This window comes from Bradyrhizobium sp. P5_C11_2, assembly GCF_054049755.1.
On record NZ_JBFULT010000263.1, the window covers coordinates 1 to 10,230 of the forward strand.

Here is a 10,230-nt window from a genome sequence, read left to right on the forward strand (position 1 = left end):
GGGGTGAGGGGCTGTCTCCGCGAACTCGATTGTCACCGTCGCCGCGGAAGCAGCCCCTCACCCCGCCCTCTCCCCGCGAAGGGCGGGGCGAGGGAGGAAGAGAGACCTCACTTCACCTTCGGCAGCACCTGCTTCACCACCTGCTTGCCTTCGACGACTTCCACCAGAAAACTCTGGCGGTCGATGTCGCCGGTGTCGCTGAAGGTGGCGTCCATCAAGATGCCGGGCTCATCGGCGGCCTTGATGGTCAGGCCGTGCAGCGTGTCGGCGAATGCCTTGGAGTCGACCTTGCCCATCTTCTCGGTGGTGGCTTTCACCATGTAGACGGCGAGATAGCCCTTCAGGCCATTGTGGTCGGGCACGTAATTGTACTTCTTCGAGAACTTCTCGCGGAATGCCTTGATCAGGTCGACCGGCGCGTCGGTGGTGAGACCGACATGGCCGCGCGCGCCGTTGGCGGCGTCGCCCGCGAGATCGATCACCTTCTGGCCGATCAGCGTGGTCTCGCCCATCAGCGGCGCGGTGACGCCCTGGCGCTTCAGCTCCTTCAGGATGCGCGCGCTCTCTTCTTCATTGAGATAGACGAAAACCGCGTCGGGATTGGCCGCCTTGATCTTGCCGACGTCGGCGGCGAAATCGGCTTGTCCCGCTTCGGTCGAGAGGTCGGCGACGACCTTCGAGCCGAGCCGGTCGAGCTCCTTGGTGACGACGTCGCGCCCGCCGCGGCCGAAATCATTGTTCACCCAGACCACCGCGACCGTCTTCGCCTTCATCTCGTCGTGGATGTATTTTGCGACCTTCGGCATCGAGGATTGCTGGCCGAACGAGGTGCGGAACAGGAACTTGTTGCCTGCTTGCGTCAGCTCGGCGGCTTCGCCGCCCATGATCTGGGCGATGCCGGCTTCGGCCGCGAGCGGCGCGGTGACCTTCACCGAGCCGGAATAGCCGGGCCCGAGCAGCACATAGGGCTCGGCGTCGAGCGCCTTCTGCACCTGGGCGCGGGCCACGCCGGGGTTGGACTGCGAGTCGGCGTGGGTGACCTCCAACTTGCGGCCGAGCACGCCGCCCTTGGCGTTGATTTCCTCGATCGCGAGGTCGATGCCGTTCTTCCAGTTGGTGCCGACGGTGGCGCCGCCACCCGACAGCTCGGCGACGTCGGCGAGCTTGATCGCCTGGGCGTGGACGCTGGTTGCAGTCGCGAAGGCAAGCAGGGCGCCTGCCAGTAAAGTCGATTTCATGGTCTCTCCTCCCATTTTCCGTTGATGTTGCCCGCGGCCTTGTGTCCGGCCGCTTTGGTTACGCTGCGTTGTAGGTCGAGCTTCGTGCCGCCATCACTTCGTCGAAAGCCTCTCCCATGACCTCGGTCGACGGGGCAAGGCCGGTGAACAGTTCGAAAGCGTCGGCGGCCTGGTAAATCGCAAGCTCCCGCCCGGTCATGATCCGTGCACCCTTGGCTTGGGCTGCCGCCAGCAGCGGCGTGATCAGCGGCGAGTAGACGGCATCGGCGACCCACAATTTGTCGTGCAGCAGCGCGGCCGGGACCGGCATGCCCCGGTTCGGCAGCATGCCGACCGGCGTGCCGTTGACGAGGCCGGTCGCGCCATCGAGCGCGTCCTCGACGCTTTTCGCGACCCTGGCGCCGCCATGCCTGGCAAGCAGTGCGGCAAGTTTTTCGGCCCGCGCCGGTTCAGTGTCGAAGATGCGGAGGTCGGCGACCTCAAGGCTCGCCAATGCGAAGGCGATCGCCCTGCCGACGCCGCCCGTGCCGATCACGGCAACCGCATTTCCAGACGGCGCCAGCAGCGGCGCCACCGCGCGCGCAAAGCCGGTGGTGTCGGTGTTGTGGCCGGTCAGGCGGCCGTCCCTGACGGCGACGGTGTTGACCGCGCCCATGGCGGCGGCGCCCGGAGCCAGCTCGTCGAGCAGCGGGACCACCGCTTCCTTGTAAGGGTAGGTGACATTGACGCCGGCGAAGCCGAGCCGCCGCACGCCTTCGAGCATCATGCTGAGCCCGACCGCATCGGCGCCGGCGACCTCGATGAGCTGGTAATGGCCGCGCAGGCCCAGCGCCTCGGCGGCGCGCTCATGCATGGCGGGGGAGGCGGAATGCGCGATCGGCGCGCCGATCAGGCCGGTGAGGAGCTTCTTGCTGGCGGCGTATCCGCGCTTCGACATGGTTCGCTATCGTCTCGTTGAGAGCATTCGGTCCCGGCCATTAGCGCGGACATCCGCGCAATTCCAAGGGGACTTCCAAGGGGGCTTCCGCATGCGACGATAGCCTTTCCCTCGCCTAACACAATTACCCTTTTGTCCCGCAAACCTAACATCATGTTATTTCTTCCGTCCGCGCGCAGGCGCAGCCCTGCCGTTGCCGCGGGACGGCTCGACCGCGCGCATCTCGGCGCGCAGGGATTCGATGAAATACTCGACGTGAAGCGACAGCGGTGCGCCGCGCTTCACCGCGATGTAGGTGTCGAACCGCGTCGGCTCGGTGATCTTGAGCAGCTCGACGCCGGGATAGCCGCCATGGGCCACCGTGAACTGGTCGATGACGGCGATCCCGAGCCCTGCCTTCACCAGCGCGCAGACCGTGGTGCCGAAGCGTGCGCGGATGGTGATGTTGTAGTCGAGCCGGTTGCGCGAAAAGATCCCGGCCATGATCCGCCCATAGGGGTCGTTGGGATCGATGCCGATCAGCGGATAGCGGGTGATCTCGGCCGCCGACACCTGCTTGCGGCCGGCGAGCTCGTGGCCGGGCGGAACCATGCAATAGAGCTCACCCTCGGCGAGCGGCAGGAAATCGAGCCCGGAATGCTCGAGCCGGTAGCTCATCGCGACGCACTCGCCACGGCCGAGCAACAGATAGTCGATGGCCTCTTCGAGCTTGAGGATGTTGATGTCGATGCCGAGATCCGGATAGCGGCGCCGGACGCGCTCGATCGCACGGGGCACCATCACCTGCGAGATGCTCGGCACCGAGCCGATGCGCAGTTCCGACAGGCCGCCGCGGCCGATCTTGGAGATGATCTCGGAGAGGTCGTCGACCTTCTTGTAGACCCCGTTGATCTGCTCGAAGATATTCTCGGCCTCCGGCGTCGGGAAATAGCGGCCGTTCTGGCGCTGGAAGAAGCGGATGCCGAGCGAGCGCTCGGTGTATTTGACCAGCCGGCTGATGCCCGGCGCCGAGACGTTCAGAAGCTTCGCCGCACCGCCAATGGTGCCCGTCACCATCACGGCACGGATCACTTCAACCTGGCGCAGCGTCATCATGTCCCGGACATCCCGAAAGGCGATCGTGGCGGCGATCATCTCACGAGAGCCGTGATGTCATCCAGCGGCAAGTGGTGTCAGGGCGAGCGGAGCGGGCGGCGCTTCACCCTCCAGGGGAGGGTAAGCGTGCAGCTCATTCGTGGGCGATGCCGGAGTAACTTCGCGCGCGGGTTGTTTCGACTAAATCAGCGGGCTCGAACCTAAGATCATCCAGGCGAGCAGCGCTCGCGTCTGCTGCAACCGCGTCCTAACTCGCCGGTCCGTCCGGCGACACGCTGCCGGGCGGCTGCGCGTGCTCGCTTTGCAGCACCTTGCGCGCGAACTCGATGATCTCCTGCTTGTTTGCCGTGTCGCGGACCGCGAAAAACACGCGATTGAGCTCCAGGCCGAGCACGCTGTTGAGGGCGATGTTCTCGTCTTCCATCGTGACTTTCCCGCTTCAGGCGTCCTAGGTGTATCTTGACGTCACTTCTTCCACAAGTAGATTAAATCTTCGAAGCGTGCAGTGCACCGGGAAACTACGGAAGCGGTGAATTGAGGCAGCCCCCCAAGACGTGCTATACGGAGCGGCGAGGGTCAGGAAACGCACTGATGTCCGCCGTTGATTATGGCCGGGAAGCGCTCGACTTCATTGAAGGGCTGGGGGCCTATACCAAGGTTCCGGACGCCATGGATGCGCTCGCGACCGCGTTCGGCGGGTATGGCTTCGAGCACATCATCGTGACCGGCTTGCCGAATCCCGATCAGCGCTTTTCCCAGATGGTGCTCGCCAAGAAGTGGCCGGCGGAGTGGTTCAGCCTCTACACTCAAAAGAGCTATGACCGCGTCGATCCCGTGATCCGCAAATGCCGGCAGACCGTGAATCCGTTCGAGTGGTCCGAGGCGCCTTATGATCCCGAGTTGGAGCCTGGCGCGGTGGAGGTGATGCGGCGCGCCGCCGATTTCCGGATGTCGCGCGGCTTCGTCGTTCCGATCCACGGGTTGACCGGCTACGAGGCCGGCGTCTCGCTCGGCGGCGTCCACCTCGATCTCAATGCCCGCAGCAAGCCGGCGTTGCACCTGATCGCGATGTATGGCTTCGACCATATTCGCCGTCTGCTCGATCCGGCGCCGCATCCGTCGATGCGCCTCACTCCGCGCGAGCGCGAGGTGATCGCCTGGGCTTCACAGGGCAAGTCGGCCTGGGAAATCGGCGAGATACTGAACATCACGCAGCGCACCGCGGAAGAGCATCTTGCAACCGCCGCGCGCAAGCTCGGCGCCGTCAACCGGACGCATGCGGTCGCGATCGCGATCCGCCATAGAATCATCAATCCCTGAAATAGTCGCCTACTGGGAAATTTCCCAATAGTCGGTTCGGCCTTTTTCGCTGAGGCTGCCCTCATTTCAAGCCATGGGGGAGTTCATGATTCATGTAATTTCGGCCGTCAACCGGCACCTCTACGAGGACGTCATCGAGCAACATTTCCGGGTGCGTCACGAGATTTTTGTCGAGGAGCGGAAATGGGAGGGGCTGCGGAAGCCCGATAGCCGCGAGATCGATACCTATGACAATGAGGACGCGGTCTACCTGCTGGCTCTCGAAAACCGCCGGGTGCTCGGCGGCTCCCGCCTGTATCCGACCACCAAGCCGACGATGATGAGCGAGGTCTTCCCGCATCTCGCCGCGGTGCGCGGCTGCCCGTCGGACCCGCTGGTCTGGGAGTGGTCACGCTTCTTCGTGTCGCGCGAGCGCCGCGACGGTGCGTTCAATCTGCAATTGATGGCGGCAGCGCAGGAGTTCTGTCTCGATCAGGGCATCGAGCGTCTCTGTCTCGTCATGGAGACCTGGTGGCTGCCGCGCTTCCACGACATCGGTTTCGTCGTCACCCCGCTCGGGTTACCGGCGCTGGTCGAAGACTCCTGGACCATGGCCGCAACCATCGAGGTCCGTCAGGAATCGCTCGATGTCGTGCGCGACCGTATCGGGATGATGAATGTCATCCAGCAGGACGGTCCCCGCATCGACTGCATCGCCCGTGCCCACACCTGCGGCCTCGCCGCGCAACGAAAGATTGCCTGAGATGTCGAACATGATGCGAGACAGCCAGATCATGGCGCAGACCAAGGACGAGAATCTCGGCTACATGTCCGACATGGCGCTCGAGCTGGCCCAGATGGCGGAAGACTCCGGACTGGCGACGCTCGCCTATCTGTTCCGGATGGCGGCGCTGGAGGCCTCGACGGCAAACAGCGAGCTCGCCGAGCCGGATGATCTTCCCCAGCAGATGACGTCGCACTAGACGCATCCTTTCCTTCCCTTGTTTCAACGGAAGGCCTCGCCCTCTCCCTCCGGGGAGAGGGCGATCGTTTTTGAGCACTGCGCCGCGTCATTGCCTCCGCCCCGGATGGGGTGCGGCAGGTTGCCCCATCCTCCCGGCAGCCTTCTTGCAAGGCGCGTGCACGGAGCGCTCGACCGCATGCACCTGGATGCAACAAAGTGCATGTTGAGCGCAGAATCGCTCTTGCCTCGGAACGATACTGCCATTACCCATTTTTCGGCCTTGAACAGGCAGGGGGAGCTCTTTCACTGATGGCGACTGTGTTCGAACATCGGCGCGACGCTGCGTGCGCCTGAAAGAGTTTTGATGCTGCTTGTCGTCGAACAGTTCTTGAACGGATTGCAGTTCGGCCTGCTGCTGTTCCTGCTCGCCGCCGGCCTGACGCTGGTGTTCGGGATCATGGATCTCGTCAACCTCGCGCACGGCTCGCTCTACATGATGGGCGCGTATTTCGCCGCGACCTTCGCGGCTTGGACCGGCAGTTTCGTGCTCGGCGCGTTCATGGCGCTCGGCGCGACGCTGCTGCTCGGCATCGTGCTTGAAGTGGTGGCGCTGAAACACCTCTATGGCAGAGACCATCTCGACCACGTGCTCGCGACCTTCGGGCTGATCCTGTTCTTCAACGAGGCGGTGCGGTTGATCTGGGGCCCGGCCGGCCTTGCGCTGCCGTTGCCGGCCTGGCTCACGGTGCCGGTGCCGATCCTGCCCGGTATCCATTATCCGGCCTATCGTCTTGCCATCATCGTGGTGGCGCTGCTGGTGGCGCTGCTGCTCTATCTCGGTGTGATGCGCACCCGCGTCGGCATGCTGATCCGGGCCGGCGCCTCCAACCGCGAGATGATCGGCGCGCTCGGCATCAACATCAAGCTGCTCTACACGCTGGTGTTCGGCTTAGGGGCCGCGCTCGCCGGTCTCGCCGGGCTGATGCAGGCGCCGATCCTGACCGTGCAGATCGGCATGGGCGAGAACATCCTGATCCTCGCCTTCGTCATCATCGTGATCGGCGGTATCGGCTCGATCCGCGGCGCGTTCCTGGCCGCGATCTTCGTCGGCATGATCGACACGCTCGGCCGCGCCTTCCTGCCCAATCTGTTGCGGCAGGTGCTGAGCGGCGCCGCTGCCTCCACCGCCGCGCCCGCCCTGTCCTCCATGCTGATCTATCTGTTGATGGCGATCGTGCTGGTGGTGCGGCCGGAGGGGCTGTTTCCGGCCAACCGTCGATGAAGGCTTTCACTGTGAGCAAGGCCGTCACGGCCCTGATGCTGGCGGGCCTCGTGCTGCTGCCGCTCTATTCGCAGCTCTCCGGCAACATCTTCATCCTGACCCTGTTCACCCGCGTCGTCATCCTGGCCTTGGCGGCCGCGAGCCTCAACCTCATCATGGGCTATGGCGGCATGATGAGCTTTGGCCACGCCGCCTATCTCGGCATCGGCGGCTACGCCGTCGGCATTCTGGCGCAGGAAGGCATCGGCTCCGGCTTCATCCAGTTTCCGGTCGCGCTCGCGGCCTCCGCGCTTTATGCGCTGGTGATCGGCGCGCTCTCCTTGCGCACCCGCGGTGTCTATTTCATCATGATCACGCTCGCCTTCGCGCAGATGGCGTACTACGTCGCCTCGGGCCTGGCGCGCTACGGCGGTGACGACGGCCTCACCGTCTACAAGCGCAGTGACTTCTCCGGCCTGATCAATCTCGGCAACCGCGTGCAGTTCTACTATCTCTGCCTCGCCTGCCTGTTTGGCGTGATCTTCCTGATCTGGCGCATCGTCAATTCGCGCTTCGGCCTCGTCGTGCAGGGCTTGCGCTCCAACGAGCAGCGCATGCAGGCGATCGGCTTTCCGGCGAAGCGCTACCAGCTCGTCTGCTTCGTCATCTCCGGCATGATGTGCGGCCTGGCCGGCGCGCTGCTCGCCAACAACACCGATTTCATCAGCCCGGCCGTGATGTACTGGACCCGCTCCGGCGACCTCATGGTGATGGTGATTTTAGGGGGCATGGGCGCGCTGTTCGGCCCGGTCATGGGGGCGGTGGTCTATCTGCTGCTGGAAGAGTTCCTGTCGCAGATCACCGAATATTGGGCGTTGATCATGGGCCCGTTGCTGCTGCTGATCGTGCTGTTCGGCCGCGGCGGCATCATGGGCCTGCTCGGGAGGTTCAACCGTGGCTGAACCGCTGCTCCGTGTCGAAAAGCTGGTGCGCCGCTTCGGCGGCATCATTGCGACGGACAACGTCTCGCTCGACGTAGCTAGCGGCGAGCTGCACGCCATCATCGGCCCGAACGGCGCCGGCAAGACCACGCTGATCAGCCAGCTCACCGGGCATCTCGCGCCGGATTCCGGCAGCGTCTCGCTCGGTGGCCTCGACATCACCTACCTGCCGGCCTATCGCCGCTGCGCGCTCGGCCTCGCCCGCTCGTTCCAGATCACCTCGCTGTTGTTCGACTTCACGGCTGCCGACAATGTCGCACTGGCGGCGCAGGCACATGCCGGCACGTCGTTCCGCTTCTTCGCCAATGCGCGCAAGGAAAGGGGCCTGCGCGATGCCGCGCATGCCGCGCTCGACCGCGTCGGTCTGTTGCATCGCGCCGACGTCGTGGTGTCGAGGCTCAGTCATGGCGAGCGGCGCGAGCTCGAGCTCGCGGTCGCGCTCGCGAGCAAGCCAAAATTGCTTCTGCTGGACGAGCCGATGGCGGGCCTGGGCGTCACCGAATCCCAACGCATGGTGAAGCTGCTCCAGGAGCTGCGCAAGGAAGTCTCGATCGTGCTGGTCGAGCACGACATGCCGGCGGTGTTCGCGCTCGCCGACCGCATCTCGGTGCTGGTCTATGGCCGCGTCATCGCCTCCGGCGCTCCGGCCGCGATCCGCCAGAACGACGAGGTCAAGCGCGCCTATCTCGGCGACCAGCATGTGGTGACGCATCATGGCTGACACGCTGCTCGACGTCGACGGCATCGAGACCTGCTACGGGCTCTCTCAGGTGCTGTTCGGCCTGTCGCTGTCGATCAAGCCGGGCGAGATGGTTTCGCTGATGGGCCGCAACGGCATGGGCAAGACCACGACCATTCGCTCGATCATGGGCCTGACGCCGGCGCGCGCGGGCGCGATCCGCTTCGCGGGCGCGGAGGTCAGGCTGCTTCCGTCCTACAGGATCGCAAAACTCGGCGTCGGCCTGGTCCCCGAGGGGCGGCAGATCTTTCCGAACCTCACCGTGCGCGAAAACCTCGTCGCCGCCGCCGCCGATCGCTTCGACAGCGCCAAGCCCTGGACGCTTGCCGCGATCTACGTGCTGTTCCCGCGGCTCGCCGAGCGCGCCTCCAACATGGGCAACCAGCTCTCCGGCGGCGAGCAGCAGATGCTCGCGATCGGCCGCGCGCTGATGACCAATCCAAAGCTCCTGATTCTGGATGAAGCGACCGAGGGCCTGGCGCCGCTGATCCGCGAGGAGATCTGGAACTGCCTGTCGATGCTGAAGAGCCGGGGACAGTCGATCCTGGTCGTCGACAAGAACGTCGACCACCTCGCCCGCATCTGCGACCGCCACTACATCATCGAACGCGGCAGGACGGTGTGGAGCGGCAGCTCCGGCGAGCTGATGGCCGAGCCGGATCTGCAACACAAATATCTGGGGATCTAGCGGGCCCGGCGAGGTGAGGGGCGGCATGCCAGCCCTTCAGCGTCGTCCCGGCGAAGGCCGGGACCCATACCGCGAGGTCCATCGATTGTAAGCGGTATCAGTACCGAGCGACCAGTCTTCGCCAAACCTCACCCTGTGGTCATGCGTCCCGGCCCCCCGTGCGCAATTGCGCACTTGGCCGGGACGACGTTGGGGAGAGAGTTGCGCGAACCAAGTCACCAATAAATTCCATGCCGATGCAGCTCGCGGATCACGCGCGCCTCGGCGGACGGCTGGCGGCGCTTCGGCTTGGCGGTTTCGGTCGAGCTGGCAACGGGGGCGGCGGTGGACTGAGGGGGCGTGGCGGCCGGGGCGGTCGCGGTTGTCGGTGCAGTCGCTGCCGGAGGCGTTGAAGCGGGCGCAGTGGTCGCCGTCTGGACGTTCGTTGTCGGCGTTGCCGCCGGAGCCTGTGCTGCCTGCGGCGTCGCGGCTGCCGTCGTTGCCGGCTGCTCGGTGGCCTGCTGGCTCGAATTTGTCGCCGCAAGGCTAAGGCTCCGGGAGCCGCCGGCATAAGCCTGGCTCGCCAGCAGCGACATCGCCGCGATCAGGATCAGCTTGCGCATGACAGCCTCCGTTATCTGGTCAATCCGTCTTACCCAATTCGAACCCGACCGGCCCATCAGCGGGCGAGGCGGTGCGTGCCGATTTCGATCAGGGTGGCCCGGCAGGACAGGCGATAGATCAGGCTGAACAATTGATCCCACATGATCGAACTCCATTGTTGATCACAGCATGGAGCTTACCCCCGGTATCTTTCCGGCGGTTTTCGCGGCGTGAGGAAAACGGCTTCGTCGGACCGCGATGTGATGTCATCGGAACAGGCGGGACGAAGTCGCCTCACGGGGGTGTGAGGTCATTCCGTCATTCCGGGCGCGATGCCAAGGCATCGCCCCCGAATGACCTCCCGGAATCAGAACATCTCGAAATATTCGCGATGCTCCCAGTCGGTCACTTCGGCCAGGAAACGGT

General features: G+C 64.6%; 12 protein-coding genes. 7 read left to right on the top strand and 5 right to left on the bottom strand.

Annotated features, from left to right (window positions below):
- Positions 1–107: 107 nt before the first annotated feature.
- The 4 genes from ACXJL8_RS22965 to ACXJL8_RS22980 form a co-directional block, all read right to left on the bottom strand.
- Positions 108–1,238: an ABC transporter substrate-binding protein gene (locus ACXJL8_RS22965; RefSeq protein ID WP_456619558.1), complete on the bottom strand. Its 1,131-nt coding sequence runs from the start codon at positions 1,236–1,238 to the stop codon at positions 108–110.
- A gap of 58 nt (positions 1,239–1,296) precedes the next feature.
- Entirely contained in the window at positions 1,297–2,175 is an 879-nt protein-coding gene (locus ACXJL8_RS22970) for a shikimate dehydrogenase (protein ID WP_456619559.1), read from the bottom strand.
- Positions 2,176–2,331: 156 nt separating this feature from the next.
- Positions 2,332–3,270, bottom strand: coding sequence for a LysR family transcriptional regulator (locus ACXJL8_RS22975; RefSeq protein ID WP_456619655.1), 939 nt, complete (start codon positions 3,268–3,270; stop codon positions 2,332–2,334).
- A gap of 247 nt (positions 3,271–3,517) precedes the next feature.
- Positions 3,518–3,694, bottom strand: a complete 177-nt coding sequence (locus tag ACXJL8_RS22980) for a hypothetical protein (protein ID WP_456619560.1) — start codon at positions 3,692–3,694, stop codon at positions 3,518–3,520.
- 167 nt (positions 3,695–3,861) lie between these two features.
- Here ACXJL8_RS22980 and ACXJL8_RS22985 point away from each other — a divergent pair, with 167 nt between their 5' ends.
- From ACXJL8_RS22985 to ACXJL8_RS23015, 7 genes are all read left to right on the top strand, one after another.
- Complete coding sequence (locus tag ACXJL8_RS22985; RefSeq protein ID WP_456619561.1) at positions 3,862–4,590, top strand: helix-turn-helix transcriptional regulator; 729 nt, start codon at positions 3,862–3,864, stop codon at positions 4,588–4,590.
- A gap of 85 nt (positions 4,591–4,675) precedes the next feature.
- Positions 4,676–5,332, top strand: coding sequence for an acyl-homoserine-lactone synthase (locus ACXJL8_RS22990; protein WP_456619562.1), 657 nt, complete (start codon positions 4,676–4,678; stop codon positions 5,330–5,332).
- 1 nt (position 5,333) lies between these two features.
- Complete coding sequence (locus tag ACXJL8_RS22995) at positions 5,334–5,552, top strand: hypothetical protein (protein WP_456619563.1); 219 nt, start codon at positions 5,334–5,336, stop codon at positions 5,550–5,552.
- A 345-nt stretch (positions 5,553–5,897) separates the two neighbouring features.
- On the top strand, positions 5,898–6,815 hold the full coding sequence (locus ACXJL8_RS23000; RefSeq protein WP_456619564.1) for a branched-chain amino acid ABC transporter permease: 918 nt from the start codon (positions 5,898–5,900) through the stop codon (positions 6,813–6,815).
- Positions 6,812–7,756, top strand: coding sequence for a branched-chain amino acid ABC transporter permease (locus tag ACXJL8_RS23005; protein ID WP_456619565.1), 945 nt, complete (start codon positions 6,812–6,814; stop codon positions 7,754–7,756). Before ACXJL8_RS23000 ends, ACXJL8_RS23005 begins: the two co-directional genes overlap by 4 nt.
- Positions 7,749–8,516 (top strand): ABC transporter ATP-binding protein, encoded by a 768-nt coding sequence (locus ACXJL8_RS23010; RefSeq protein WP_456619566.1) that lies wholly within the window; start codon positions 7,749–7,751, stop codon positions 8,514–8,516. Before ACXJL8_RS23005 ends, ACXJL8_RS23010 begins: the two co-directional genes overlap by 8 nt.
- On the top strand, positions 8,509–9,222 hold the full coding sequence (locus ACXJL8_RS23015) for an ABC transporter ATP-binding protein (RefSeq protein WP_456619567.1): 714 nt from the start codon (positions 8,509–8,511) through the stop codon (positions 9,220–9,222). The genes ACXJL8_RS23010 and ACXJL8_RS23015 overlap by 8 nt, the downstream gene beginning before the upstream one ends.
- Before the next feature lie 215 nt (positions 9,223–9,437).
- Here ACXJL8_RS23015 and ACXJL8_RS23020 read toward each other — a convergent pair whose 3' ends face one another.
- A complete protein-coding gene (locus tag ACXJL8_RS23020) occupies positions 9,438–9,824 on the bottom strand; it encodes a hypothetical protein (protein WP_456619568.1) in 387 nt (128 codons plus the stop codon).
- Positions 9,825–10,230: the final 406 nt, after the last annotated feature.